The organism is Micromonospora sp. RTGN7 (genome assembly GCF_033804645.1).
GTDB lineage: Bacteria > Actinomycetota > Actinomycetes > Mycobacteriales > Micromonosporaceae > Micromonospora.
The window spans coordinates 50696-76634 of record NZ_JAPZLF010000012.1; the positions used below are offsets into that span (position 1 = coordinate 50696).

The window sequence follows — 25939 nt, forward strand, 5'->3', positions numbered from 1 at the left end:
GCGGAGAAGCTGACACACAACAGGGGGCGGCCGACCGGCCGCCCCCTGTTGTCGCGTCGCTCAGCCCCGGCGCAGCACGGCGAGGAACATGGCGTCGGTGCCGTGCCGGTGCGGCCACAGTTGCACCGACGGCCCGTCGCCCAGCCCCGGCATGCCGGCCGGCAGCAGCGGCCGGGCGTCGACGAAGTCGGCCGGGATTCCGGCCCGTCGCGCCGCCTCGGTCACTGTCACGTGCGTCTCCACCACGTGCGGGGAGCACACCACGTAGGCCACCAGGCCGCCCGGACGAACCGCTCGCAGCGCCGCCACCAGCAACTCCCGCTGCAATCGGGTCAGCGGCGGCAGGTCCGACGGCTGCTTGCGCCAGCGGGCCTCCGGCCGGCGGCGCAACGAGCCCAGCCCGGTGCACGGCGCGTCGACCAGCACCCGGTCGAAGTGCCCCTCCGGCAGCCCCGGTTCGGCCCCGACCGTGCGTCCGTCGGCCTGCAGCACGGTCACCGGCAGCCCCCGGGTGGCCAGGCTGACCAGCCGGGCCCGGTGCTCGGAGACCTCGACCGCGGTCAGCCGGGCCCCCCGCTGGGCGGCGAGCGCACCGAGCAGCCCGGCCTTGCCGCCCGGCCCGGCGCACAGGTCCAGCCAGTGCTCGTCCGGGCCGTCCAGCGGGGCGACCGCGAGGGCTTCGGCCACCAACTGGGAGCCCTCGTCCTGCACGTGTGCCCGCCCCTCGGCGAGCACCGCCAGCTCGCCCGGCGCGCCGCCGGGCAGGTAGACCGCGTACGGGGAGAACGCCCCCGGGGTCCCGCCGACCTGGTCGGCCAGCTCGACCGCGTCGGCCAGGCCCGGCCGGGCGCACAGGTGCACCGCCGGGCGCTCGTTGTCCTCGATCAGCAGGCGGGTGGTCTCGCCCAGGTCGCCGTCGAGCGCCTCGGCGAACGCCCGCACGATCCACTGCGGGTGGCTGTACGCCAAGGCCAGATGCCCGATCGGGTCGGTCTCGCTCGCCGGGGCGAGCTTCGCCACCCAGGCGTCGGAGTCCCGGCCGGCGATCTCGCGCAGCACCGCGTTGGCGAAACCGGTGGCACCCATGCCGACGGTGCGGACCAGGTCGACGGTCGAGGAGACGGCCGCGTGGGCCGGCACCCGGGTGTGCAGCAACTGGTAGGCCCCCAGCCGCAACGCATCGCGCACCGGCGGGTCGATCCGGGCCACGTCCCGGCCGGCCGCGTCGGTGAGGATCGCGTCGAGGGTGCCGAGGTGCCGCAGGGTGCCGTAGGTCAACTCGGTGGCGAAGGCGGCGTCCCGGCCGGTCAGCCCCTCCTCGCGCAGCAGCGCCGGCAGCACCAGGTTGGCGTACGCGTCGTCGCGGTGCACCGCCGCGACCGCCTGGTACGCGACGTACCGGGGCAGGTCCATCACCGGGCGCGCCGGCCGGCTGTCCCGCCGGTCGTCGCCGCCCCGACCGCCCCGGGGCGACCGGTCGCCGTAGGTCGGCCGGTCGCTGCGGGGCGACCGGTCGCCAAACGCCGGACGATCACCGCGAGCCGGACGGTCGCCGAACGTCGGTCGGTCACCGCGAGCCGGACGGTCGCCGAACGACCGCTCGGGGCGCCGGTCGGCCGACGCCCGGTCGAGGCGTGGGCTGCGCTGCTCGTCGGGCCGCCGCTCGGGCCGCTCCTCCGGGGCCGTCACGCGAGTTCCTCCCCGGCGGCGACCCGGGCGCCGCGCGCCCAGTCGCTCGCCGGCATGGCCTTCTTGCCCGCCGCCCGCACCTCGCCGAGGGCCACCGGGACGGTGGCCGTGCCGGCCAGCACCCGGGACTTCTCCGCCAGCAGCTCCCCCGGTTTCAGCTCGGGGCCGTCCGGCACCGGGACGACCGGGCCGAGCTTGACCCGCTCGCCACGGAAGGTGGTCCACGGCCCCGGCGCCGGGGTACACGCACGGACCCGCCGGTCCACCGCGAACGCCGGGTCATCCCAGCGCACCCGGGCGTCCTCCACGGTCAGCTTCGGCGCGAGCGACACCCCGTCGGCCGGCTGCGGCTCGGCCCGGGCGGTGCCCGCCGCAATCGCGTCGAGGACGGCCACCAGCAGGCCCGCCCCGGATCCGGCAAGTCGCTCCAACAGGGCCCCCGAGGTGTCGGTGGAACGGATTTCATCGGTGAGGGTGCCGTAGACCGGACCGGTGTCCAGCCCCTCCTCCAGTGCGAAGACACTCGCCCCGGTCAGCTCGTCGCCGTGCAGCACGGCATGCTGGACCGGTGCCGCGCCACGCCACGCCGGCAACAGGGAGAAGTGCAGGTTGACCCAGCCGTGCCGAGGGATCTCCAGCCCGGCCGGGGGCACCAGGGCGCCGTACGCGACCACCGGCACACAGTCGGGGGCCAACTCGCGCAGCCGGTCGAGGAACTCCGGCTCACGCGGGCGGACCGGGGTGAGCACCTCGATGCCGCGCTCGTCGGCCCACGCCCCGACGGGCGAGCGGACCAGGCCACGGCCGCGGCCGGCGGGAGCGTCGGGACGGGTCACCACGGCGACCAGCTCATGGTCGGAGGCCGCGACGGCGGCCAGGGCGGGAACGGCGACGGCCGGGGTTCCGGCGAAGATCAGGCGCACCCGCGTCACCGGCCCAGACCGAAGGGGCTGTCCACGGCGTGCGGGTTCAGCTTGACCGTCGGCGGGACCGCCGGGTCGTACCAGTCCGCCTGGCGGATCGCCTTCATCGCCTCCTTGCGGCCGGCCGCGTCGAGCCGGTCGAGGAAGAGCACCCCGTCGAGGTGGTCGGTCTCGTGCTGAACGCAGCGGGACATCAGGCCGGTGCCGACGATCTGCACCGGGTCGCCGTGGCCGTTGAAGCCCTTGGCGATCACGTTCTGGCGGCGCTTGGTGTCGAAGTAGAGCCCGGGGATGGACAGGCAGCCCTCCGGGCCGTCCTGTTCCTCTTCGTCGGGGAACTCCAGCACCGGGTTGACCAGGTGACCGAGCACGTCGTCGACGTCGAAGGCGAACACCCGCAGGCCCACTCCGAGCTGGGGCGCGGCGAGGCCGGCGCCACTCTGCTCGCGCATCGTGTCGGTCAGGTCGGCGATGAGCTTGCGCAGCTCCACGTCGAAGTCGACCACCGGATCGGCCGGTGTGCGCAGCACCGGGTCCCCGAACAGACGGATGGGCTGGACGGTCACTCGGGGTGGCTCCTTCGGTCGGACGACTCGTGCCGTACCAGTCTACGGAGTGCCCGGGAGGGCGCTGGCCGGCGTACCGGGGTCGGTGGGCGGCGACTCCTCGCGCAGGGTGACGGGCAGGGTGGCGTAGCCACGCAGGGTCAGCCGGGAGCGCTGCTCGGGCACGCCGGCTGACGCCAGCCCGGGGAACCGGCGCAGCAGCAGCGGGAAGGCCACCTGCGCCTCCAGCCGGGCCAGCGCGGCACCGAGGCAGTAGTGCGGGCCGGCGCCGAAGGAGAGCGGCTGGATCTGCGCCCGCCACGGGTCGAACCGGGCCGGCTCCGGGTGCGCCCGGGGGTCCCGGTTACCCGCCCCGAGGAGCAGCAGCAGCCAACTGCCGGCCGGCAGCGTCGACTCGCCGTAGGGCACCGGCTCGACGGCGAGCCGGGTGGTCAGTTGCACCGGCGAGTCGTAGCGCAACAGCTCCTCGACGTACGCCGGGGCCAGTTCGGCCCGGGAGCGCAGCGCGGCGGCGGCGCGGGGGTGCGCCAGCAGCGTGACCAGGCCGTTACCGAGCAGGTTCGTGGTGGTCTCGAAGCCGGCGACCAGCAGCACCATCAGGTTGGCCAGCAGTTCCTCGGCGGAGAGCCGATCGCCGTCGGCGTCGTGCGCCCGCACCAGCGCGGTGGTCAGGTCGTCGGTCGGGGCGCGGCGACGGTCGGCGATCAGATCGGTGAGGTACCCGCCCAGCTCGGCGGTGCCCCGGTCGGCGACGGCCAACTCCTCGGAGGTGATCTCCGGCTCCAACACCCCGGTCAGGTCGATGGCCCAGCGGCGGAACAGCGGCCGATCCCGCACCGGCACGCCGAGCAGGGCGCAGATCACCCCCACCGGCAGCGGGTAGGCGAACTCGGCCAGGAAGTCCACCGGCTCGCCGGCGCGCAACCGGTGCGCCATCGCGTCGGCCAGCTCGCCGGCCTGGGCCACCACCACCTCGCGCAGGGCGGCGATCCGGCGTGGGGTGAACGCCCCGGCCACCAGCCGCCGCATCCGGGTGTGGTCGGGCGGGTCGGTACGCAGCATGGACCGGGAGAGCGACACCACGGCGGGGCTGTCCCGCCAGCCCGGTGTGAACTGGTCGCGCAGCGGGCCGTCGAGCACCCGCGTCCGGGGGTCGCGGAGAAACAGGTCGATCTCGGCGTGGCCGGTGACCACGAAGAGGGACGGGCCGGCCTCGACGACCGGGCCGTGCTCACGCAACTGCTCGTAGGCCGGGTACGGATCGACCCGCCCGGCCGGCGACAGCAGCAGCGCGAGCGCCTCGGCAGCATCCATGACGGCCTCCCCGGCGTCCGGTCCGAGGCTCCATCATGCCCGCCGAAGTCCGCGTCCGCCGCCCCCGCGAACGGGCCGGCGTCGGGCGGCGGGACGCCGTCAGGCGCCGGGGGCGGGGTCCCCGGCGAGCACACTGTCCCCGGCGCGCAGGCAGTGCTCCGGCAGCGGCAGTTCGATGTCGTGGGCCGCCTCCCAGCCGTACACGGTGCCGGGGCGGACCTGGGCAGCGAAGTACTCCACGGCGCTCATCCCGCCGACCACCGGCTCGTCGACCTCGGCGACCAGCCGGGCGGGGACCATCGGGAACCCGTTGCGCAGGGCCGCGCTGAGCCGACGGTGGCCGTCGACGACGAAGAAGTACTCCCCGGTGAAGCCGATGGTCAGCGGCTCCAGCGCCTCATCGCCGGCGACCGCACCGACGAACCCGCCGTCGCCCAGCCCGCGCAGCGCGCCGATCTCCTCGGTCGGGTAGACCCGGGCCGGGTCGAGCAGCAGCAGCGGCGGGGCGTCGCGGAGCACGTCGGCGCCGAGGCGGCCCTCGTAGGCGTCGATGATGTGGGCGATCACCTGAGCCGGGGTGGCGCGGGTGGAGTCGCAGATCAGGTCGTAGTTGCGCAGCCGGGCCTTGTCGACGCCGTAGCGGACGATGAACCGGCTCCGCTCGCTCTCGCTGCGCTCGCGCAGCTTGGCCTTCGCCTCCTCCAGGGAGGCGTAGCTCTCGGCCGGGCCGGAGGGGCGGGCCAGCACCCGGCGGGCCGCCTCGGTCGGATCGGTGATCATGTGCACCTTGAGCGCATCGGTGAAGAAGTGCCAGGCCAGCCGGGAGTCCATCACCAGGCTCTCGCCGGAAGCGGCGATGTTCTGCTGGAGCTGGTCGACGTAGCCGTCGACGGCCTGGTCGAGCTCGGCGTGCAGATTGAGCTGGAGGGCGGTCATCTGCCGCTCCTGGGCCATCTGACGGTAGAGGTCACCGACGCTCACTCGGCGCAACCCCAGCCGCTTGGCGATCTCGACGGAGACGGTGCTCTTGCCGCTGCCGAGGTCACCGTTGAAGACGATCGATTGACGAACGGTCACGACTGGTCCACCCCTGATCACCGACTGATTGATGTCCTCGACATGGCGTCGTACCGACGCGCCCCCGCCATCGTCGCGCGATCCGTGCGCCCGGGCATGACGGGCGATGTTATCACGCAGCCGCGACCACGGACGGTGACGGCGCTCAGAACAGGCTCAGCGGATCTACCTGGAGCCGCACCGGGTCGGCCGCCTTGCGGGCCGCGCGGACCCCGGCGGCCGAGTGCAGCGCACCGGCCAGGGCCGCCGCCCGGGCCCGGGGCACCCGTACCAGCATCCGCTCCTTCTCGCCGTCGGCGGGCACCGGACCCAGCAGCTCGGCCTCCTCGGGCAGCCGGGTCTCGGCCAGCAGGTCGGCCACCGCGTCGGCCGAGCCGGTGACGCTGGCCATCCGCACCGCCGGCGGGAAGCCCAACTCCCGCCGCTCCGCCAGCTCCCGGGCGGCGAACCAGGCGGCGTCCCAGCGCAGCAGCGCCTGCACCGGGGCGAGGGCGCCGTCGGCGACCACCACCACCCGGCCGCCGGCCGCGGCGGGCCGGGCCAGTGCGGCGGCGGCCAGCCAGCGGCGCAGCGCCTCCTCGCCGGCCCGCAGGTCGGCCCGGGTGAGCATGGCCCACGAGTCGAGCAGCAGCACCGCGCCGTAACCGCCCTCGGCGACCGGCTCGGCCCCCGGGGTGGCCACCACCAGGCCGGCCCCGCCGGGAACGGTGGTGAGCACCTCTTCCCGGCCGGAGGTGCGCACCGGCACGCCCGGGAAGGCTCGGCCCAGCTCCTCGGCGGTGCGCCGGGCTCCGGTGACGGCGGCGCGCAGCCGCCGTCCGCCGCACTCCGGACAGGCGTACGCGGCGTTGACCCGGCCGCACCAGCGGCAGGCCGGAATGCCCTCGGCCGAGGGCAGGGCGAGCGGGCCGGCGCAGTGCGGGCAGCGGGCCGGGGTGCGGCACTCGGCGCACGAGATCGAGGGTAGGTAACCCCGGCGGGGCACCTGGACCAGCACCGGGGCGTCGGCGCGGATCGCGTCCCGGGCGGCGCTCCAGGCCAGGCTGGGCAGCCGGGCCGTCGCCGCGCCGGGGTCGCGGGCCAGCTGCGGGTCGTCGCCGGTGGGGGCGATCGCGGGGGTACGCGCCCGCACGGTGGCCCGGTCGGCGACCACCTCCCGGGCCCAGCCGGTCTCCACCAGCAGTTGCGCCTCGGCGCTGCGGGCGTACCCGCCGACCAGGGCCGCCGCCTCGGCGAGCCCGGCGCGGGTGAGCAGCACCTCGCGGGCGTGCGGGTACGGCGCGCGCGGCTCGGCGTGCAGGTCGTCGCCGTCATCGACGACGGCGACCAGGCCGAGCCGGGCCACCGGGGCGAACATGGCCGCCCGGGTGCCGACCACGACGGACACCTCGCCGCGCCGGGCCGCCAGGAACGCCCGGTACCGGCGGGCGGGGCCGGCCGCGGCGGCGAGAGCGACGTGCCGGCCGGGGCCGAGCGCGGCGGTGAGCGCGGCGTCGAGGCGGTCGAGGTCCCGGGCGTCGGGCACGACGACCACGGCGCCCCGCCCGCCGGCCACGGTGGCGGCGACCGCCTCGGCGTACCGGGCGGGCCAGTCCTCCCCGGGCAGGGCGGACCAGACCGCGCGGGCGGGCCGCCCCTCGGTCAGGGCGCGCAGGAACGCCGGCCCGGCGGGGTACGCCCCCCATCCACCCGGGTCGGGCGGATCCAGGGGGGCCGGTGGTTCGCCGGGCTCGTGCGGCTCCTTCTCCACCCGGGCGTGCCGGGGCGGCACGGCCAGCCGGAGCACGTCGGCGAGGCTACCGGCGTACCGGTCGGCGACGGCCCGGGCCAACTGGGCGATCTCCGGGGCCAGCACGGGCTCCGGCGAAACGACCTTCTCCAGGTACGCCAGCTTGCCGGTGTGCCCCGAGTCGTCGGCGCGCTCCAGCAGCCAGCCGTCGACGAGCTGGCCGGCGAAGCGCACCTTCACCCGGGTCCCGGGGATGGCGACGTCGTCCAGCTCGGCGGGGACCAGGTAGTCGAAGGGGCGGTCGAGGTGGGCCAGCGGCACATCCACGCAGACGCGAGCGACCGGCGACCCTTGCGCGGGTCGCCGGTCGCTGTGCCTGGTGCCGGTCAGGCTCCCGCGGCCGAATTGAGGTCGGCCGCCCGGTCGGTGCTCTCCCAGGTCAGGTCGGGCAGTTCCCGGCCGAAGTGGCCGTACGCGGCGGTCTGCCGGTAGATCGGACGGAGCAGGTTCAGGTCCCGGATGATGGCGGCCGGGCGCAGGTCGAAGACCTCGGACACCGCCTTCTCGATCGAGGCGACCGCCACGGTCTCGGTGCCGAACGTCTCGATGAACAGGCTCACCGGGTGGGCCTTGCCGATCGCGTACGCGACCTGGGCCTCGCAGCGCTCGGCGAGGCCGGCGGCCACCACGTTCTTGGCCACCCAGCGCATCGCGTACGCGGCGGAGCGGTCCACCTTGGACGGGTCCTTGCCGGAGAACGCGCCACCGCCGTGCCGGGCGTAACCGCCGTAGGTGTCGACGATGATCTTCCGGCCGGTCAGGCCGGCGTCGCCCATCGGGCCACCGATCTCGAACCGCCCGGTCGGGTTCACCAGCAGCCGGTAGCCGTCGGTGTCCAGGCCGAGGCTCTCCAGCTCCGGGGCGATGACGTGGTCACGCACGTCCGGGGTGAGCAGGCTGTCCAGCGAGATGTCGGCCGCATGCTGGCTGGACACAACGACCGTGTTCAGCCGGACCGGGCGCAGCCCCTCGTACTCGACGGTGACCTGGGTCTTGCCGTCCGGCCGCAGGTACGGGACCGTGCCGTCCTTACGCACCGCGGTCAGCCGGCGGGCGAGCCGGTGCGCCAGCGCGATCGGCAGCGGCATCAGCTCGGGGGTCTCCGAGCAGGCGAAGCCGAACATCATGCCCTGGTCGCCAGCGCCCTGGGCGTCCAGCGCGCTCTCCGACGAACCGGTACGCAACTCCATGGCGTTGTCCACGCCCTGGGCGATGTCCGGCGACTGGGCCCCGATGGAGACGCTGACCCCGCAGGAGGCCCCGTCGAAGCCCTTCTTCGACGAGTCGTAGCCGATCTCCAGGATCGTCTCCCGGACGATGGTCGGGATGTCGGCGTACGCCTTGGTCGTCACCTCCCCCGCCACGTGCACCTGGCCGGTGGTGATCAGGGTCTCGACGGCCACCCGGCTGTGCATGTCCTGGGCGAGCAGTGCGTCGAGAATGCCGTCGCTGATCTGGTCGGCGATCTTGTCCGGGTGGCCTTCCGTGACCGATTCGGACGTGAAGAGGCGGCGTGTCACGGCACTCCTAAGTATGTGGAAGGTCGTTCCGCGGAAGTGTAGTCAACGACCCTCGCGAAACACTCGATCGGTCAGGTCGGCGTCACCATTCGGACACCCAGTGCCAACCGCGCCACCACCAGATCCCAGACGCCGTCGGCCAGGTCCTCCTTGGACTGTTCGGGCATGTTTCGCACCGAGCCGTCCGCGCCGATGACAGTCGCCGTGTTGGTCTCAGCGCCGAAAACCTTCTCCGGGCCGACCTCGTTGATGACGATGAGGTCGGCCCGTTTGCGAGCGAGCTTGGCCCGCCCGTTGGCCTCGGCGTCGCCGGTCTCGGCCGCGAACACCACCAGCACCTGTTCCGGTCGGCGGAGCCGACCCAGCTCAGCGGCGATGTCCGGATTGGTGACGAGTTCGATCGTAGGTGCCCCGACGTCTGATTTCTTGATTTTCCCCGCCGAATAGGTGGCGGGACGGAAATCGGCGGGCGCCGCCGCCATCACCACCGCGTCAGCGCCCGCGGCGGCCTTCACGGTGACTTCGCGCAGCTCCTCGGTGGTGCCGACCCGGACCAGGTCGACGCCGGCCGGGTCGGCGAGCGCCACGTTGGCGGAGATCAGGGTGACCCGGGCGCCGCGGGCGACCGCGGCACGGGCGAAGGCGTACCCCTGCTTGCCCGAGGAGCGGTTGCCCAGGAACCGGACCGGGTCCAGCGGTTCCCGGGTGCCGCCGGCGGTGATCACCACGTGCCGACCGGCCAGGTCGGCCGGGGCGTCGACGCCCCGGGCCAGTGCCCGCCGGGCGACGGCGAAGATCTCGGCCGGGTCGGGCAGCCGCCCCTTGCCGGTGTCGGCGCCGGTGAGTCGGCCGACGGCGGGCTCGATCACCCGCACGCTCCGGGAGCGCAATGTGGCCACGTTCGCCACGGTGGCCGCGTTCTCCCACATCTCGGTGTGCATCGCCGGGGCGAGCAGCACCGGGCAGCGGGCCGTGAGCAGCGTGTTGGTCAGCAGGTCGTCGGCGAGGCCGTGGGCGGCCCTGGCGAGCAGGTCGGCGGTGGCGGGGGCGACCACGACCAGGTCGGCCCGCTGGCCGAGCCGGACGTGCGGCACCTCGTGCACGTCGGCCCAGACGTCGTCGGCGACCGGCTGGCCGGACAGGGCGGCCCAGGTCGGCGCCCCGACGAAGCGGAGCGCCGACGCGGTCGGCACGACGCGGACCCGATGGCCCGACTCGGTGAAGAGTCGCAGCAGCTCACACGCCTTGTAGGCGGCGATGCCACCGCCGACTCCGAGGACTATCTCGGCGGACATCGACGCGCGGCGGGGCTACGGCTGGTCGGTCGGCTCGGCGGTGAGCAGGCCCGAGTTGATTTCGCGCATGGCGATGGAGAGGGGCTTCTCCTGGGGGGTGGTCTCCACGAGGGGGCCGACGTACTCCAGCAGGCCCTCGCCGAGCTGGCTGTAGTAGGCGTTGACCTGGCGGGCACGCTTGGCGGCGAAGATCACCAGGGCATACTTCGACGTCGTCTTCTCGAGAAGCTCGTCGATCGGCGGGTTGGTGATGCCTTCGGGGTTGGCGATGGATCCCACGAAATAACCTCTGCGTCTCTTTACCGCGCGGTCGCGGTGGATCTCTCAGCGGTGGGGCTCTCAACCGCGCAGGCGTGGTTGAGACGGAGCCATAAAGGAAGAACCGAGCAAGCCTACCAGCTCATGGACCGCCCGCCCGGTTCGGTCGACGCCGTCCACCTCGCCGAGGCGGCGGGGGCGGGTGGTCGCCGGCACCGGAGTCCAGACCGACGGAGAACGCGCCCGGAACGGCTCGACGACACTGCCCACGCCGGCCCCGGAAGGGCCGGCCAGGACGGTGAGCCGAGCCGCCGGGCGCGCCTCGTCATCCGTGCTCACGGCTCGTTTCTACACGCTGCCATGGGCAGGTTGCGGCGAACCGCCGCGGTCAGTTCGCGGCGAACTCGCCGAGCAGCGCCTTGCGCTGCTGCTCGCCCAGCCCGCGCAAGCGCCGGCTGTCGGCGATCCGGAGCTTCTCCATGATCTGGGTCGCCCGGATCTTGCCGATGCCCGGCATCGCCTGCAGGACGGCCGAGACCTTGAGCTTGCCGACGACGTCGTCGCCCTCGGAACGCTCGAGGATGGAGGCGAGGGTGATCTTGCCCTGCTTGAGCTGCTCCTTCAGCTCAGCACGGGCCTTGCGGATCTCCGCAGCCTTTTCGAGCGCGGCTGCGCGCTGCTCGGGGGTCAGTGACGGGAGGGGCACCAGTTCTCCTCAGGTCCCTATCGCGACGGGCGGGACGCCGCGCCGCAGTTGTGAAACGTGGAGTCGCCGGGAACCAAAGGGGTCCGTGGTTCCCAGCGCGGGGAAAACTAGCGTTCGCGGGAGCATTCGGCAACGTGGGCGCGCGGCGACCACGGCAAAGTGACCGAGCCTTCACTCAGTCCGGGCCTCGCCCAGGGCCGCCCGGCACTCGGTCAGGACCCGCTCGGCGGCGGCCCGCAGCGCCGCCACGTCGGGCCCGGCGTGCAACACCTCGCGGGAGTACGACGGCAGCACCGACGGCAGGGCGGTGCCGAAGACGGTACGCAGATCGGCCGCCGTGGCACCCTGCGCGCCGAGCCCTGGGGCCAGCAGCGGACCGTGCAGGGCGGAGAGGTCGTGACCGGTGTCACCGATGGTCGCACCGACCACCAGACCGAAGCTGCCGAGCGGTTTGGCACCCCGATTGAGCTGGGCAATCTCATCGATCACGGTCTGCGCGACGGTCCGCCCGTCGGCGCCGCGGGCCCGCTGCACGGCGGCCCCCTCGGGGTTGGACGTCAGCGCCAGGACGAACACCCCGCCGCCGTGCGCGGCGGCGAGCTCGAACATCGGGGCGAGGGACCCTACTCCCAGGTAGGGGCTCGCCGTGACCGCGTCGACATACAGCGGACTGGATGGGTCGAGGTACGCGGAGGCGTACGCCGCAACGGTCGAACCGATGTCTCCACGCTTGACGTCAAGCAGAACGAGCGAGCCGGAATCCCGCAACTGTCGGATAGTTGACTCCAGTACCGCCACGCCACGGGAACCGAAGCGCTCGAAGAACGCGGACTGGGGTTTGACCACCGCAACCCGGTCACCGAGCGCCTCCACCACCGTGCGGCTGAAGCGCTCCAGCCCGTTCACGTCGTCCGACAGGCCCCATCGGGCCAGCAGCCCCGGGTGCGGGTCGATGCCCACACAGAGCGGCCCACGCTCCGCCACCGCCCGGTGCAACCGGCCACCAAAGCTCTCCATCAGACCTCTCCCTCTCGACCTCTCCTGGGCGCGACGGCACCCGCCGCGCACGTACCCGTGCCGCCGCCGGCCCACCGGCCCGCCGCGCACCGCACGCCGTCCGCCGCGCACCGGCCCGCCGGAGCCCCGGAGGGCCGTGGTGGGTCGGTGTGGGGCCGCGACGCGGGTCAGCCGACCGCCACCGCGGCGGCGATCCCGGCGACGATCCGGGCGACGTCCGCGTCGTCGGTGACGTACGGCGGCATGGTGTAGACCAGGTCGCGGAACGGCCGCAGCCAGACCCCCCGGTCGACGGCGGCGGCGGTGGCCCTCGTGAGATTCACCTCGTGGTCGAGCTGGACCACACCGATCGCGCCGAGCACCCGGACGTCAACGACTCCCGGCGCGGCGCGCAGCGGCTCCAGGCCCGCCCGCAGCCCCGCGCCCACCCTCGACACCTCTGCGGCCCAGTCCCCGGCCCGCAGGAGGCCGATGGAGGCGTTGGCGACCGCGCAGGCAAGCGGGTTACCCATGAACGTCGGTCCGTGCGCCAGGACTCCGTCGCGGGAGATCCCCCACGCCACCTCCGCCGTGCAGAGCGCGGCGGCCAGCGTCAGGTAGCCGCCGGTGAGCGCCTTGCCGACGCAGAGCACGTCGGGGCTCACCCCGGCGTGCTCAGCGGCGAACATCGTCCCGGTCCGGCCGAAGCCGGTGGCGATCTCGTCGAAGACCAGCAGCACCCCGTGGGCGCGGGTGACCTCGCGCAGCATCCGCAGGTACGCCGGGTGGTGGAAGCGCATCCCGCCGGCGCCCTGGACCACCGGCTCCACGATCACGGCGGCCAGTTCGTCGGCGTGCCGCTCCACCGCGTCGGCCAGCTCCGCCAGGTACGCCGGGTCGGGCGGGGCGTCGAAGCCGGCCGGCGGGGCGGGTGCGAAGACCTGCCGGGGCAGCACGTCGCCCCACAGGTGGTGCATGCCACCCTCGGGGTCGCAGACGCTCATCGGGTGGAACGTGTCACCGTGGTAGCCGCCCCGCCAGGTGCCCAGCCGGCGTCGCTGCGGTCGCCCGGTGGCCCGCTGGTACTGCAGGCACATCTTCACCGCGACCTCGACGGCCACCGAACCGGAGTCGCAGAGGAACACCCGCTCCAACCCGTCCGGCGCCAGCTCGACCAGCGTGCCGGCCAGGCGCACCGCCGGCTCGTGGGTCAGCCCGCCGAACATCACGTGGCTCATCCGGCCGAGCTGGTCGGTGACCGCCGCGTCCAGCGCCGGGTGCCGGTAACCGTGGATCGCCGCCCACCAGGACGACATCCCGTCCACCAGCTCCCGGCCGTCGGCCAGCCGCAGCCGCACCCCCTGGGCGCTCTCCACCACGTACGGCGCCGTGGCGGGCGGCAGCGGCGCGTACGGGTGCCACACGTGCTCCCGGTCGGCGGCGAGGATCTCCTCGGGCGTCACAGGGCCCTCCTCCGTGTCCTCACGGGCGTGTCGTGCGGACCGGCCTTAAGCCCCACCGCTCGGTGGGACGATGTCGCCGGTCCCTCGTTCACCGGTTGCCGGCCGGCGTTGTCGCCCTGCCGGCCGCACGGGCCACCGACCGGACCAGTCCCGGCCCCCGGTAGATGAAACCGGTGTAGAGCTGGACCAGGGACGCGCCGGCGTCGAACATGCGGGCGGCGTCGTCGGGGTCGACGATGCCGCCCACCCCGATCACCGGGAGCCGGCCGCCGGTCTCCCGGTGGACGAAGGAGACCACCTCCCGGGCGCGGGCGGCCAACGGACGACCGGAGAGGCCGCCGGTCTCCGCGCCCCGTGGGCGATCGGCCGGGGCGAGGCCGTCGCGGGCCAGGGTCGTGTTGGTGGCGATCACCCCGGCCGCACCCCGGGCCAGGCAGACCTCCAGCAGCTGGGCGATCGCCGGCTCGGTCAGGTCCGGGGCGATCTTCACCAGCACCGGCTTCTCCCCCACCAGGGCCGCCAACAGCGCGTCCAGGTGGGACCGGTCCTGCAACGACCGCAGCCCCGGGGTGTTCGGCGACGAGACGTTGACCGCGAAGTAGTCCCCGTGCCCACGCAGCGCTTGGTACGAAGCGAGGTAATCCTGCACCGCCTCGTCCAGCGGGGTCACCTTGGACTTGCCCAGCGAGATCCCCAGCGGCACCCCGATCGGGCGGGGCAGCGCCGCCAGGCGATCCGCCAGGGCTTGCGCCCCGGCGTTGTTGAAGCCCATCCGGTTGACCACGGCGTCGCTGTCGCGCAGCCGGAACAGCCGGGGCCGGGGGTTGCCCGGCTGGGCGTGCGCGGTGACCGTGCCGACCTCGACGAAGCCGAAGCCCAGCGCCGGCCACGCCGGCAACGCCGCGCCGTCCTTGTCCATCCCGGCGGCCAGCCCCACCGGGTTGGCGAACCGCACCCCGAACACCGTGCGCGGTGCCCGCACGGCGTACCGGGCCCGCAGCCCGGCCAGCACCATCGGCGACCGCGACACCGCGGCGAGCCGCCGCAGCGTCCACTCGTGCGCCGCCTCGGCGTCCCCACCCCCTACCCGGAACAACCAGGGCCGCACCCCCCGCTCAAACATCACCGCCCCGCCCCCTCCCCCGGCTACGGCCGCCGATCATGGGGTTGGCGGCAGTGTGGATCTCCCCCGCCGCCGCCCACCCCATGATCGAGGCGGGCGTGGGCGTGGGGGTCACCGGGCGGCCCGAAGGGTGGCGTGCAGGTCCTGGAGGGGACGGACGATCATGTCGCCGCGGATGCGGGCCTCGATGCCCAGCACGGCTGCCGCCGCGCCCTGGACCGTGGTGATGCAGGGGATGTCGGCGGTCACGGCGGCGCTGCGGATCTCGTAGCCGTCCGAGCGGGCGCTCGCCCCGGAGCCCTGCGGGGTGTTGACCACCAGCGCCACGTCGCCGCCGAGGATCATCGAGACCGCGTCCTCACCCGCGCCGGACTCATAGTGCTTGCGGATCTGCTCGCAGGCGATGCCGTGCCGACGCAACACCTCGGCGGTGCCGGTGGTGGCGACGATCTCGAAGCCCAGGTCGGCGAGGCGCTTGATCGGGAAGATCATGGCGCGCTTGTCCCGGTTGGCCACCGAGACGAAGATCTTCCCCTCGGTCGGCAGCGACCCGTACGCGGCGGACTGGCTCTTGGCGAAGGCGTGGCCGAAGTTCGTGTCGATGCCCATCACCTCGCCGGTGGACTTCATCTCCGGCCCGAGCAGCGAGTCGACGCCCTGACCGGACGGGGTACGGAACCGCTTGAACGGCAGCACCGCCTCCTTCACCGCGATCGGCGCGTTGGCCGGCATCGTCCCGCCGTCGCCGGTCGACGGGAGCAGTCCCTCGGCGCGCAGCTCGGCGATGGTGGCGCCGAGGGCGATCCGGGCCGCCGCCTTGGCCAGCGGCACCGCCGTAGCTTTGGAGACGAACGGCACAGTCCGGGACGCCCGCGGGTTCGCCTCCAGCACGTACAGCACGTCGTCCTTGAGGGCGTACTGGACGTTGAGCAGGCCGCGTACCCCCACGCCCTTGGCGATCGCCTCGGTGTACCGGCGCACCTGGGCCAGGTGCGATTTGGCCAGGGTGATCGGCGGCAGCACGCAGGACGAGTCGCCGGAGTGGATGCCGGCCTCCTCGATGTGTTCCATCACCCCGCCGAGGTAGACCTCACCGTCGGCGTCGCAGAGCGCGTCCACGTCGATCTCGATGGCGTCGTCGAGGAACCGGTCCACCAACACCGGGTGGTCCGGGGAGATCTCGGTGGCCCGGCCGATGTAGTCGCGCAGCGTCGGGTCGTCATAGACGATCTCCATGCCCCGCCCGCCCAGCACGTACGACGGGCGGACCAGCACCGGGTAGCCGATCTCCTCGGCAATCGCCTTGGCCTCCTCGTACGAGGTGGCCATGCCGTGCGCCGGGGCGCGCAGGCCGGCCCGGGCCAGCACCGACCCGAAGGCGCCCCGCTCCTCGGCCAGGTGGATCGACTCCGGCGACGTGCCGACCACCGGCACGCCGGCGTTCTTGAGCCGCTGCGCCAGCCCCAGCGGGGTCTGCCCGCCGAGCTGCACGACCACCCCGACCACGCCCGGCCCGCCGGCCGCCCGACCGGACGAGTCCTCGGCGTGCCACACCTCGAGAACGTCCTCGAAGGTCAGCGGCTCGAAGTAGAGCCGGTCGGCGGTGTCGTAGTCGGTGGAGACGGTCTCCGGATTGCAGTTGATCATCACCGTCTCGTAGCCGACCTCCCGCAGCGCCATCACGGCGTGCACACACGAGTAGTCGAACTCGATGCCCTGGCCGATCCGGTTCGGCCCGGAGCCGAGGATGAGCACCTTGGGCCGGGCCGACGGCGCGACCTCGGTCTCGGAATCATAGGTGGAGTAGTGGTACGGGGTGGTCGCCTCGAACTCGGCGGCGCAGGTGTCCACCGTCTTGTAGACCGGGCGGACATCGAGGCGGTGCCGCAGGATGCGTACCCCGTCCTCGGCAGCCAGCTCCGGACGGAGCGCGGCGAGCTGCCGGTCGGACAGGCCGGCCCGCTTGGCCCGGCGCAGCAGGTCGGCGTCGAGCACCGGGGCGTCCACGATCTCCGCGCGCAGCTCGACCAGCCCGGCGATCTGGTCCAGGAACCACGGGTCGATCCCGCCGGACGCGGCGGCGACCTCGGCGATCGACGCGCCGAGCCGCAGCGCCCGCTCCACGGTGTAGAGCCGCCCGTCGTGCGGGACGCGCAGGGCCTCGAGGGTGTTCTCCCTGGTTGCCCCCTGCGGATCCGGCACACTCCAGAAGCCGCCTGCTTTGGTTTCCATCGAGCGCATCGCCTTGTTCAGCGCCTCGGTGAAGTTGCGCCCGAGGCTCATCGCCTCGCCCACCGACTTCATGGTGGTGGTCAGCTCCGGGTCCGCGCCGGGGAACTTCTCGAACGCGAACCGGGGGATCTTCACCACCACGTAGTCCAGGGCCGGCTCGAACGCCGCCGGGGTCTTGAGCGTGATGTCGTTGGGGATCTCGTCCAGGGTGTAGCCGATGGCCAGCTTCGCGGCGATCTTCGCGATCGGGAAGCCGGTCGCCTTCGACGCCAGCGCCGAGGAGCGGGACACCCGGGGGTTCATCTCGATCACGACGATCCGGCCGTCGGCCGGGTTCACCGCGAACTGGATGTTGCAGCCGCCGGTGTCCACCCCGACCTCGCGCAGCACCGCGATGCCCAGGTCGCGCAGGCTCTGGTACTCCCGGTCGGTGAGCGTCATGGCCGGGGCCACAGTGACGCTGTCGCCGGTGTGCACGCCCATCGGGTCGATGTTCTCGATCGAGCAGACCACCACCACGTTGTCGCGGCGGTCGCGCATGAGTTCGAGCTCGTACTCCTTCCAGCCGAGCACGCTCTCCTCGATGAGCACCTCGTGCATCGGGCTGGCGGCCAGGCCGGCGCCGGCGATGCGCGCCAGATCGGCGTCGGTGTGCGCCATGCCGGAGCCCAGGCCGCCCATGGTGAACGACGGCCGGATCACCACCGGCAGGCCCAGCTCGGCGGCGGTTGCCTCGACCTCGTCCATGGAGTGGCAGACCCGGGAGCGCGGCACCAGGCCGGTCGGGTCGTCCAGGCCCAGGCGTACGCCGGCCTTGGCGACGATGTCCTTGAACAGTTGCCGGTCCTCGCCCCGGTTGATGGCGTCGATGTTCGCGCCGATCAGCTCCACGCCGTACTTCTCCAGCACGCCTGCGGCGTGCAGGGCGACCGCGGTGTTCAGCGCGGTCTGCCCGCCCAGGGTGGCCAGCAGGGCGTCGGGGCGTTCCCGGGCGATGACCAGCTCGACGAACTCCGGGGTGATCGGCTCGATGTACGTGGCGTCGGCGAACTCCGGGTCGGTCATGATGGTCGCCGGGTTGGAGTTGACCAGGCTGACCCGGATCCCCTCGCTGCGCAGCACCCGGCACGCCTGGGTGCCGGAGTAGTCGAACTCACAGGCCTGCCCGATAACGATCGGCCCGGAGCCGATCACCAGGATGTGCTTGAGATCGGTCCGCTTAGGCATTCGTGCGCCCCTCGCTGTGGTTCCGGCCCTCGATGAGCTCGGCGAAGCGATCGAAGAGGTAGTCCGCGTCGTGCGGGCCGGCCGCCGCCTCCGGGTGGTACTGGACGGTGAAGGCGGGCACGTCCCTCGCCCGCAGCCCCTCGACCACGTTGTCATTGAGGCAGACATGCGACACCTGGACGCCGCCGAACTCGGTCTCGATCACCTGGTCGGGGACGACCGCGCCCGGAACCTCCAGCGCACCGGACTCCGGTTCGCGGCCCGGCCAGGCGACCGCGAAGCCGTGGTTGTGGCTGGTCACCTCGACCTTGCCGGTGGCCCGGTCGAGCACCGGCTGGTTGATGCCCCGGTGGCCGTAGCCGAGCTTGTAGGTGCCGAAGCCGAGCGCCCGACCGAGGATCTGGCTGCCGAAGCAGATGCCGAAGAGCGGGATCCGGCGGCGCAGCACCTCCTGCGCGAGGGCGACCGGGCCGTCGGCGGTGGCCGGGTCACCCGGTCCGGGCGAGAAGAACACCGCGTCCGCGCCGGTGGCGAGCAGTTCGTCGATGCTCGACGAGGCGGGCAGCACATGGGTGCTGACCCCGCGCGCGGCGAGCCGACGCGGCACGTTGCGCTTGATGCCCAGGTCCAGGGCGGCCACGGTGAAGCGGTGCACACCCTCGGCGGCGATCACGTACGGCTGCGCGGTGGTCACCTGCGCGGAGAGGTCCGCGCCGACCATCGGCGGGGCCTGACGGACCCGGGCCAGCAGGGCCCGCGGGTCGACCTCGACGCTGGAGATACCGACCCGCATCGCGCCGCGCTCGCGCAGGTGCCGGGTCAGCGCCCGGGTGTCCACCCCGCTGATGCCGACCACGCCCTCGGCCGTGAGCCGGTCCTCCAGCCCGCCGGTGGCCCGCCAGTTCGAGCCGATCCGGGCGGGGTCACGGACCACGTACCCGGCGACCCAGATCCGGCCGGACTCGTCGTCCTCGGCGTTCACGCCGGTGTTGCCGATGTGCGGGGCGGTCTGCACCACCACCTGCCGGTGGTACGACGGGTCAGTCAGGGTCTCCTGGTAGCCGGTCATGCCGGTGTTGAAGACCGCCTCGCCGAAGGTCTCCCCGACGCTGCCGTACGCCTCGCCGTGGAACGTGCGCCCGTCCTCCAGGACGAGAATCGCGGGACGCCTTCTCATGCTGCACTTCCTTCGATCCGGACTGCGGGGCTCCGCTTCGCTGCACTCCTCGCACGAATCACTGCTGCACTTCCTTCGATCCGGACTGCGGGGCTCCGCTTCGCTGCATTCCTCGCACGAATCACTTGACAGCCTTTCCGTCCAGGACCGTCGGCTCGCCGCGCAGGAAGGTCGCCACGATGCGACCCGGCAGCGTCATGCGGGCGTACGGGGTGTTGCGACTACGACTGGCCAGCTCCGCGGGCTCAATGGTGCGGCGCGCAGCCGGGTCGATCAGGGTCAGGTTGGCCGGCACGCCGGTGACCGGGTCGAGGCCGTGCGAGTCGAGGCCGGCGATCCGGGCCGGGGCCCGGGACATCCGCTCGGCGATCAGGTCCCACTGCGGGCCGAGCACGTCCAGGGCGATCGACAGCGCCGTCTCCAGGCCGAGCATGCCCGGCCGGGCGTACGCCCACTCGCACTCCTTGTCCTCCACGGCGTGCGGGGCGTGGTCGGTGGCGACGATGTCGATCACGCCCTCGGCCAGGGCGGCGCGCAGTGCGGCGACGTCGGTTGCAGTGCGCAGCGGCGGGTTGACCTTGTACACCGGGTCGTAGGTCTCGGCCTTGACGTCGGTGAGCAGCAGGTGGTGCGGGGTGACCTCGGCGGTGACCCGTACGCCGCGGGCCTTGGCCTGACGCAGCACCTCGACGCTGCCGGCGGTGGAGACGTGGCAGACGTGCAGTCGGCTGCCGACGTGCTCGGCGAGCAGCACGTCCCGGGCGATGATCGCCTCCTCGGCGACCGCCGGCCAACCGGTCAGCCCGAGCCGGGTGGAGACCTCGCCCTCGTGCATCTGTGCGCCCTCGGTGAGCCGGGGCTCCTCGGCGTGCTGGGCGATGATCCCGTCGAACGCCTTGACGTACTCCAGCGCCCGGCGCATCAGCACCGGGTCGGCCACGCAGTGCCCGTCGTCGGAGAAGATCCGCACCCGGGCCGCCGAGTCGGCCATCGCGCCCAGTTCGGCCAGGCGCTCGCCGGCCAGGCCTGCGGTGACCGCCCCGATCGGCTGCACGTCGACCAGGCCGGCCTCCCGGCCGAGCCGCCAGACCTGCTCCACCACCCCGGCGGTGTCGGCGACCGGGGAGGTGTTGGCCATCGCGCAGACCGCCGTGTACCCGCCGAGCGCCGCCGCCCGGGAGCCGGACTCGACGGTCTCGGCGTCCTCGCGGCCCGGCTCGCGCAGGTGGGTGTGCAGGTCGACCAGGCCGGGCAGGGCGACCAGCCCGGTGCCGTCGACCACGGCGGCGTCCGGCGCGCTCAGGCCCGCGCCGACGGCGGCGACGACGCCGTCGCGGATCAGCAGGTCGGTCGGAGCGGCGCCGACGACGCTCACGTTGGTGATCAGGTACGCGGTCACAGGTTGTTCCCCCCGAGCAGCAGATAGAGGACGGCCATCCGCACGGAGACCCCGTTGGCGACCTGTTCGACGATGGTGGAGCGGGGCGAGTCGGCGACCTCGGGGGTGATCTCCATGCCCCGGTTCATCGGCCCGGGGTGCATGACGATCGCGTGCGCGGGCAGCCGGCGCATCCGCGGCCCGTCGAGGCCGTAGCGGCGGGCGTACTCGCGGGCCGAGGGGAAGTAGGAGTCGTGCATCCGCTCCCGCTGCACCCGCAGCATCATCACCACATCGACGTTGGGCAGCACGGAGTCGAGGTCGTAGGAGACGTCGACGCCGGACGCCAGTGCGTGCGCGATGTTCACCGGGATCAGCGTGGGCGGGCCGACCAGGGTGACCTTCGCGCCGAGGGTGGAGAGCAGCAGCACGTTGGAGCGGGCCACCCGGGAGTGCAACACGTCCCCGACCACCGCGACGTGCAGGCCGGCGATCCGGCCCAGCCGGGAGCGCATCGTGTACGCGTCGAGCAGCGCCTGGGTGGGGTGCTCGTGGGTGCCGTCGCCGGCGTTGACCACCGACCCGTCGATCCAGGTGGCCAGCCGGTGCGGGGCGCCGGAGGCGGGGTGCCGGACGACCACCGCGTCGGCCCCCATCGCCTGGAGGGTGAGCGCGGTGTCCTTCAGGCTCTCGCCCTTGGCCACGCTGGAGCCCTTGGCCGAAAAGTTGATCACATCGGCGCTGAGGCGCTTCGCCGCCGCCTCGAAGGAGATCCGGGTCCGGGTGGAGTCCTCGTAGAAGAGGTTCACCACCGTCCGCCCGCGCAACGCGGGCAGCTTCTTGACCTCGCGCCCGGCCACGGTGGCCATCTCGGCCGCGGTGTCGAGGATCTGGGTGGCGATGGCGGCGTCCAGGTCGGCACCGGAGAGCAGGTGCTTGATCATGGGAGCTGGACCCGCCCTTCGATCGCGACTGCGGGGCTCCGCTGCGCTGCACTCCTCGCGCTCACTGATGCCTGCCCTTCGATCGCGACTGCGGGGCTCCGCTGCGCTGCACTCCTCGCGCTCACTGGGTGCCCCCGAAGAGCCGGACCTCGTCGGCGCCGTCGGTCTCGGCGAGGGTGACCCGCACGTTCTCGGCCAGCGAGGTCGGGATGTTCTTGCCCACGTAGTCGGCGCGGATCGGCAGCTGCCGGTGGCCCCGGTCGACCAGCACGGCGAGCTGCACCGAGGCGGGACGGCCGACGTCGCCGAGCGCGTCGAGAGCGGCCCGGACCGTCCGGCCGGAGAAGAGCACGTCGTCGACGAGGACGACCCGCTTGCCGTCGATCCCGGTGGACGGCAGCTGGGTCGGGCCGACCGCACGGGTGCCGTTTCGGCGCAGGTCGTCGCGGTAGAGGGTGATGTCGAGCACACCGACCGGGACGGCGATGTTCTCGAAGGTGCCGATCCGGGCGGCGAGGCGCCTCGCGAGGGGGACGCCGCGGGTGGGAATACCGAGCAGCACCGTGTCGGCGGCGCCCTGGGTCTTCTCGAGGATCTGGTGGGCAATGCGGTCCACCACACGCGATACGTCCGCTGCGGTGAGGATCACCTTCACCGAGGGTTGCTGCGGTGGCGACGGGTGGGCAGCCGGTGGGTAGGCCACGGCGGACCTCCTTCCCCGCCTCACGGGACGGGTCGTTAAAGGATGTCTGACAGCCTCCGCCGGACCGCGAACGGCCCGAGCGGGGGCTACAGGCCACGCTACCAGCGGTCACGAGGCGGTCCGACGCCGGCACTGACACCGTGATCAAGATGACGAACCGGGACAAGTCACCCTGCTCCTCCAACGGTACGATCACGACCACTTGACCAGTTGTCGCAATCCCCGTACCGTCACGCTCCGTAGCCACCACGGGGTGAACCCCGAGCAACACTGGGAGTGTCCGAATGCCCTCTGAATACGCCAAGTCGCTGGGCGCCCGCCTGCGCTCCATCCGCCAGCAGCAGGGCCTGTCCCTGCAGGGGGTGGAGGAGAAGTCGACCGGGCGGTGGAAGGCCGTAGTGGTCGGCTCGTACGAGCGCGGCGACCGCGCCGTCACGGTGTCCCGCCTGGCCGAGCTGGCCGACTTCTACCGGGTGCCCGTCTCCGAACTACTGCCCGACGGCAGCGGAGTCCGCCACGAACCCACCAGCAAGATCGTGCTGGACCTGGAGCGGCTCTACGACGATGCCTCCGAGGAACTGGCCTACGTCGCCCGGTACGCCCGCGCCATCCAGCAGCAGCGCGGCGACTACAACGGTCGGGTGCTCTCCATCCGCGCCGACGACCTGCGCGCCCTGGCGATCGTCTACGACGCCTCGCCGTCCGGCCTGATCGAGCGCCTCACCGAGCACGGTGTGCTCGTCGCCGACCCGCGGGCGTTCTTCGCGTCCTGACCCGCGATCGGTGAAGGGGCCCGTGCCGATCGGCACGGGCCCCTTTCGTCGTCTCCCTGCCCGGCGTGCCGGTCAGCGGGTGGCGTACTCGGCGATCCGGCCGAGCACCCCGTTGAGGAAGCGCGGCGAGTCATCGGTCGACATCTGCCGGGCCAGCTCGACGGCCTCGCTGATCGCCACCGCGTCATCGAGCTCGTCGACGTAGAGCAGTTCGTACACCGCGATGCGGGCCAGGTTCCGGTCGACCACCGGCATCCGGTCCAGCGTCCACCCCTCGGCGTAGCTGGCGATCAGCTCGTCGATCCGGTCCAGGTGCGCGGCGACGCCCTCGATGAGGCCGACGGCGTACCCGAGGTGCTCCGGGTGAGGCTTTTCGATCCGCTCGAGGTACCCGACGAGCACCTCCACCGGCGGCCGGTCCCGCAGGTCGGACTCGTAGAGCACGTCCAGCGCCCGCTTGCGCGCCTTGCGACGCGCCGGCATCTGCTGCTTGGCGCCCTCGGCCATCAGGCGCGGCCGAGGTAACGGCCGTCGCGGGTGTCGACCTTGATCTTCTCACCGGTGGTGATGAACAGCGGCACCGGCACGGTCGCGCCGGTCTCCACAGTGGCCGGCTTGGTGCCGCCGGTGGACCGGTCACCCTGCAGGCCCGGCTCGGTGTAGGTGACCTCCAGCACGACGGAGGTCGGCAGCTCGATGTAGAGCGGCACCTCCTCGTGAGTGGCGACGGTCGCCTCGGCCTCGGGGAGGAGGTAGTTGGCTGCCTCACCCACGGTGAGGCCGGGGACGATGATCTGGTCGAACGTCTCCAGATCCATGAAGACGTAGTCCTCGCCGTCGGCGTAGAGGTACTGCATCGTGCGCTTGTCCACGGTCGCGGTCTCGACCTTGGTGCCCGCGTTGAAGGTCTTGTCGACCACCTTGCCGGACAGCACGTTCTTCAGGGTGGTGCGCACGAAGGCACCACCCTTACCGGGCTTGACGTGCTGGAACTCGACGACGGCCCAGAGCTCTCCGTCGAGGTTGAGTACCAGGCCGTTTTTCAGGTCGTTGGTGGAGGCCATTTCCTGCCTTGATCATCAATTGGCGGACAGACCTGGCAAGTCTACTCGCTGTCGCCCCCGGCCGTTCCCGCCGTCAGGGCCCGACCGGCTCGGTGCTCGCCCAACCCGCCAGGTGGTGCAGGGCGAGGCGGTAGCCGTCGACGCCCAATCCGCAGATCACCCCGGTCGCCACGGCGGAGACCACCGAGTGCCGGCGGAACTCCTCCCGGGCGTGGATGTTGGAGATGTGCACCTCGACCAGGGGTCCGCGCAGCATCGCGCAGGCGTCCCGGACCGCAATCGAGTAGTGCGACCAGGCCGCCGGGTTGAGCACCACCGCCGCGCCCTCGTCGGCCGCCGCGTGCAGCCAGCCGACCAGTTCGTGCTCGGCGTCGGTCTGCCGCACCGACACGTCCAGCCCCAGCTCCCGGCCGGTGGAGACGCAGAGTGCCACCAGGTCGGCGTAGCTGGTCGCCCCGTACACGTCGACCTGGCGGGTGCCCAGCCGGCCCAGGTTCGGCCCATTCAGCACGTACACCCTCATGAGGTGATGACCTCCCGGTAGGCGGCGTGCAGCAGCTCGTCGTCCGGGCCCTCCAGGATCGCCGGACGGGCCAGGCCGTCGAGCACCACGAACCGCAGCCGGGAACCGCGGGTCTTCTTGTCCACCCGCATCGCGGCCAGCAGCTGCGGCCACGCGTCGGCCCGGTATCCCGTCGGAAGCCCGAGCGCCGCCAGCACCGTGCGGTGCCGCTGCGCGGTCGGGGCGTCCAGCCGGCCGGCAAGCCGAGCCAGCTCGGCGGCGTAGACCAGGCCGACGGCGACGGCGTGCCCGTGCCGCCAGCGATACCCCTCCGCCTTCTCGATCGCGTGGGCCAGGGTGTGACCGTAGTTGAGCACCTCACGCACCCCGGACTCGCGCAGGTCGCCGGAGACCACGTCGGCCTTCACCCGGATCGCCCGCTCGATCAGCTCCCGGAGCACCGGCGACGTCGCGTCGGTGGCCGCCGCCCGGTCCCGCTCGACCAGATCGAGGATCACCGGGTCGGCGATGAAGCCGCACTTGACCACCTCGGCCAGCCCCGCCGCCAGGTCGGCCGGCGGCAGGCTGTCGAGCACCGCGAGGTCGCAGAGCACCCCTGCCGGCGGGTGGAAGCCACCGACCAGGTTCTTGCCGGCGGCGGTGTTGACCCCGGTCTTGCCGCCGACCGCCGCGTCGACCATGCCGAGCAGCGAGGTCGCCACCGGCACCCAGCGCACCCCGCGCAGCCAGCAGGCCGCGACGAAGCCGGCCAGGTCGGTGACCGCGCCGCCGCCCACCCCGATCACCGCGTCGGTACGGGTGAAGCCCGCCTCGCCGAGCCGGTCCCAGCACGCGGCGGCCACCTCGATGGCCTTACCCGCCTCGGCGTCCGGCACCTCGACGGCCAGCGGGGCGATGCCGGCGGCGGCCAGGCGGGCGCCGATCGCATCGGCGAGCCCCTTCAACGGCGGTGCGTGCAGCACCGCCACCCGGGTCGCGCCGGGCAACAACGTCGGGAGCGCGTCGAGCAGGTCGCGTCCCACCAGCACGTCGTACGGCCGCTCGCCGCCGACCGGAATTCGGGTCAACTCGTCCATCGCCCGGGAGCCTAGTCCAGCCGGCGGGGGCCCGGCGGCGGCTGTCCACTCCGTGGCGGGCGGATCGTCACCAGGGCGTGACCAGCACGGCCCAGGGGCGTTTAGCCAGGGGAAGCGGGGGCA

Annotated in this window: 23 protein-coding genes and 1 pseudogene; 1 reads left to right on the forward strand and 23 read right to left on the reverse strand. The window is 73.0% G+C overall.

Features of this window, described 5'->3' with window-relative positions; all coding sequences use genetic code 11:
- Positions 1 to 60: 60 nt before the first annotated feature.
- From SNR22_RS18910 to pyrR, 19 genes and pseudogenes are all read right to left on the reverse strand, one after another.
- Positions 61 to 1413 (reverse strand): RsmB/NOP family class I SAM-dependent RNA methyltransferase, encoded by a 1353-nt coding sequence (locus SNR22_RS18910; protein ID WP_320068065.1) that lies wholly within the window; start codon positions 1411 to 1413, stop codon positions 61 to 63.
- 272 nt (positions 1414 to 1685) lie between these two features.
- Positions 1686 to 2612 (reverse strand): methionyl-tRNA formyltransferase, encoded by a 927-nt coding sequence (gene fmt / locus SNR22_RS18915; protein WP_320068066.1) that lies wholly within the window; start codon positions 2610 to 2612, stop codon positions 1686 to 1688.
- A gap of 5 nt (positions 2613 to 2617) precedes the next feature.
- The gene (def, locus tag SNR22_RS18920; RefSeq protein WP_320067933.1) at positions 2618 to 3178 is read right to left on the reverse strand and encodes a peptide deformylase; all 561 of its coding nucleotides are present in this window, start codon (positions 3176 to 3178) and stop codon (positions 2618 to 2620) included.
- A 42-nt stretch (positions 3179 to 3220) separates the two neighbouring features.
- Complete coding sequence (locus tag SNR22_RS18925) at positions 3221 to 4492, reverse strand: cytochrome P450 (protein WP_320067934.1); 1272 nt, start codon at positions 4490 to 4492, stop codon at positions 3221 to 3223.
- Positions 4493 to 4591: 99 nt separating this feature from the next.
- The gene (locus SNR22_RS18930) at positions 4592 to 5569 is read right to left on the reverse strand and encodes an AAA family ATPase (RefSeq protein WP_320067935.1); all 978 of its coding nucleotides are present in this window, start codon (positions 5567 to 5569) and stop codon (positions 4592 to 4594) included.
- A gap of 145 nt (positions 5570 to 5714) precedes the next feature.
- Positions 5715 to 7625 carry a primosomal protein N' gene (locus SNR22_RS18935; RefSeq protein ID WP_320067936.1) on the reverse strand — a complete coding sequence of 637 codons (1911 nt, stop codon included), beginning with the start codon at positions 7623 to 7625 and terminating at the stop codon, positions 5715 to 5717.
- Positions 7626 to 7684: 59 nt separating this feature from the next.
- Positions 7685 to 8878 carry a methionine adenosyltransferase gene (metK, locus tag SNR22_RS18940; protein WP_320067937.1) on the reverse strand — a complete coding sequence of 398 codons (1194 nt, stop codon included), beginning with the start codon at positions 8876 to 8878 and terminating at the stop codon, positions 7685 to 7687.
- Positions 8879 to 8949: 71 nt separating this feature from the next.
- Entirely contained in the window at positions 8950 to 10173 is a 1224-nt protein-coding gene (gene coaBC, locus SNR22_RS18945; protein ID WP_320067938.1) for a bifunctional phosphopantothenoylcysteine decarboxylase/phosphopantothenate--cysteine ligase CoaBC, read from the reverse strand.
- A gap of 15 nt (positions 10174 to 10188) precedes the next feature.
- Complete coding sequence (gene rpoZ, locus SNR22_RS18950; RefSeq protein WP_030335666.1) at positions 10189 to 10452, reverse strand: DNA-directed RNA polymerase subunit omega; 264 nt, start codon at positions 10450 to 10452, stop codon at positions 10189 to 10191.
- Between the two features lie 141 nt (positions 10453 to 10593).
- Positions 10594 to 10770: pseudogene (locus SNR22_RS18955) on the reverse strand (guanylate kinase); the annotation flags it as partial.
- A gap of 49 nt (positions 10771 to 10819) precedes the next feature.
- Positions 10820 to 11137, reverse strand: coding sequence for an integration host factor, actinobacterial type (gene mihF / locus SNR22_RS18960; RefSeq protein WP_320067940.1), 318 nt, complete (start codon positions 11135 to 11137; stop codon positions 10820 to 10822).
- A 171-nt stretch (positions 11138 to 11308) separates the two neighbouring features.
- Entirely contained in the window at positions 11309 to 12154 is an 846-nt protein-coding gene (pyrF, locus tag SNR22_RS18965; protein ID WP_320067941.1) for an orotidine-5'-phosphate decarboxylase, read from the reverse strand.
- Positions 12155 to 12321: 167 nt separating this feature from the next.
- Entirely contained in the window at positions 12322 to 13596 is a 1275-nt protein-coding gene (locus SNR22_RS18970; protein ID WP_320067942.1) for an adenosylmethionine--8-amino-7-oxononanoate transaminase, read from the reverse strand.
- Between the two features lie 88 nt (positions 13597 to 13684).
- The gene (locus SNR22_RS18975) at positions 13685 to 14722 is read right to left on the reverse strand and encodes a quinone-dependent dihydroorotate dehydrogenase (RefSeq protein WP_320067943.1); all 1038 of its coding nucleotides are present in this window, start codon (positions 14720 to 14722) and stop codon (positions 13685 to 13687) included.
- A 108-nt stretch (positions 14723 to 14830) separates the two neighbouring features.
- Positions 14831 to 18178 (reverse strand): carbamoyl-phosphate synthase large subunit, encoded by a 3348-nt coding sequence (carB, locus tag SNR22_RS18980; RefSeq protein ID WP_320067944.1) that lies wholly within the window; start codon positions 18176 to 18178, stop codon positions 14831 to 14833.
- Positions 18171 to 19355: a glutamine-hydrolyzing carbamoyl-phosphate synthase small subunit gene (carA, locus tag SNR22_RS18985; protein WP_320067945.1), complete on the reverse strand. Its 1185-nt coding sequence runs from the start codon at positions 19353 to 19355 to the stop codon at positions 18171 to 18173. The genes carB and carA overlap by 8 nt, the downstream gene beginning before the upstream one ends.
- A gap of 121 nt (positions 19356 to 19476) precedes the next feature.
- Positions 19477 to 20754, reverse strand: coding sequence for a dihydroorotase (locus SNR22_RS18990; protein ID WP_320067946.1), 1278 nt, complete (start codon positions 20752 to 20754; stop codon positions 19477 to 19479).
- Complete coding sequence (locus SNR22_RS18995; RefSeq protein WP_320067947.1) at positions 20751 to 21677, reverse strand: aspartate carbamoyltransferase catalytic subunit; 927 nt, start codon at positions 21675 to 21677, stop codon at positions 20751 to 20753. The genes SNR22_RS18990 and SNR22_RS18995 overlap by 4 nt, the downstream gene beginning before the upstream one ends.
- Positions 21678 to 21798: 121 nt before the next feature.
- The gene (gene pyrR, locus SNR22_RS19000; RefSeq protein WP_320067948.1) at positions 21799 to 22380 is read right to left on the reverse strand and encodes a bifunctional pyr operon transcriptional regulator/uracil phosphoribosyltransferase PyrR; all 582 of its coding nucleotides are present in this window, start codon (positions 22378 to 22380) and stop codon (positions 21799 to 21801) included.
- 284 nt (positions 22381 to 22664) lie between these two features.
- On the opposite strand from pyrR, the gene SNR22_RS19005 reads away from it, so the two are divergent.
- Positions 22665 to 23153 carry a transcriptional regulator gene (locus SNR22_RS19005; protein ID WP_320067949.1) on the forward strand — a complete coding sequence of 163 codons (489 nt, stop codon included), beginning with the start codon at positions 22665 to 22667 and terminating at the stop codon, positions 23151 to 23153.
- 72 nt (positions 23154 to 23225) lie between these two features.
- On the opposite strand, the gene nusB is transcribed toward SNR22_RS19005, so the two are convergent.
- The 4 genes from nusB to aroB form a co-directional block, all read right to left on the reverse strand.
- Positions 23226 to 23636: a transcription antitermination factor NusB gene (nusB, locus tag SNR22_RS19010; protein WP_320068067.1), complete on the reverse strand. Its 411-nt coding sequence runs from the start codon at positions 23634 to 23636 to the stop codon at positions 23226 to 23228.
- A gap of 23 nt (positions 23637 to 23659) precedes the next feature.
- Entirely contained in the window at positions 23660 to 24217 is a 558-nt protein-coding gene (gene efp, locus SNR22_RS19015; protein ID WP_320067950.1) for an elongation factor P, read from the reverse strand.
- A gap of 73 nt (positions 24218 to 24290) precedes the next feature.
- Entirely contained in the window at positions 24291 to 24740 is a 450-nt protein-coding gene (aroQ, locus tag SNR22_RS19020) for a type II 3-dehydroquinate dehydratase (protein ID WP_320067951.1), read from the reverse strand.
- Positions 24737 to 25816: a 3-dehydroquinate synthase gene (aroB, locus tag SNR22_RS19025; RefSeq protein ID WP_320067952.1), complete on the reverse strand. Its 1080-nt coding sequence runs from the start codon at positions 25814 to 25816 to the stop codon at positions 24737 to 24739. The genes aroQ and aroB overlap by 4 nt, the downstream gene beginning before the upstream one ends.
- Positions 25817 to 25939: the final 123 nt, after the last annotated feature.

Excerpts from the sequence above, each read along its gene's own strand:
- SNR22_RS18910 (WP_320068065.1), bottom strand. The coding sequence starts at position 1,413 with ATGGACCTGCCCCGGTACGTCGCGTACCAGGCGGTCGCGGCGGTGCAC.
- SNR22_RS18925 (WP_320067934.1), bottom strand. The coding sequence starts at position 4,492 with ATGGATGCTGCCGAGGCGCTCGCGCTGCTGCTGTCGCCGGCCGGGCGG.
- coaBC (WP_320067938.1), bottom strand. The coding sequence starts at position 10,173 with ATGTCCGCCGAGATAGTCCTCGGAGTCGGCGGTGGCATCGCCGCCTAC.
- pyrF (WP_320067941.1), bottom strand. The coding sequence starts at position 12,154 with ATGGAGAGCTTTGGTGGCCGGTTGCACCGGGCGGTGGCGGAGCGTGGG.
- carB (WP_320067944.1), bottom strand. The coding sequence starts at position 18,178 with ATGCCTAAGCGGACCGATCTCAAGCACATCCTGGTGATCGGCTCCGGG.
- carA (WP_320067945.1), bottom strand. The coding sequence starts at position 19,355 with ATGAGAAGGCGTCCCGCGATTCTCGTCCTGGAGGACGGGCGCACGTTC.
- SNR22_RS18995 (WP_320067947.1), bottom strand. The coding sequence starts at position 21,677 with ATGATCAAGCACCTGCTCTCCGGTGCCGACCTGGACGCCGCCATCGCC.
- SNR22_RS19005 (WP_320067949.1), top strand. The coding sequence starts at position 22,665 with ATGCCCTCTGAATACGCCAAGTCGCTGGGCGCCCGCCTGCGCTCCATC.
- nusB (WP_320068067.1), bottom strand. The coding sequence starts at position 23,636 with ATGCCGGCGCGTCGCAAGGCGCGCAAGCGGGCGCTGGACGTGCTCTAC.
- efp (WP_320067950.1), bottom strand. The coding sequence starts at position 24,217 with ATGGCCTCCACCAACGACCTGAAAAACGGCCTGGTACTCAACCTCGAC.
- aroQ (WP_320067951.1), bottom strand. The coding sequence starts at position 24,740 with ATGAGGGTGTACGTGCTGAATGGGCCGAACCTGGGCCGGCTGGGCACC.
- aroB (WP_320067952.1), bottom strand. The coding sequence starts at position 25,816 with ATGGACGAGTTGACCCGAATTCCGGTCGGCGGCGAGCGGCCGTACGAC.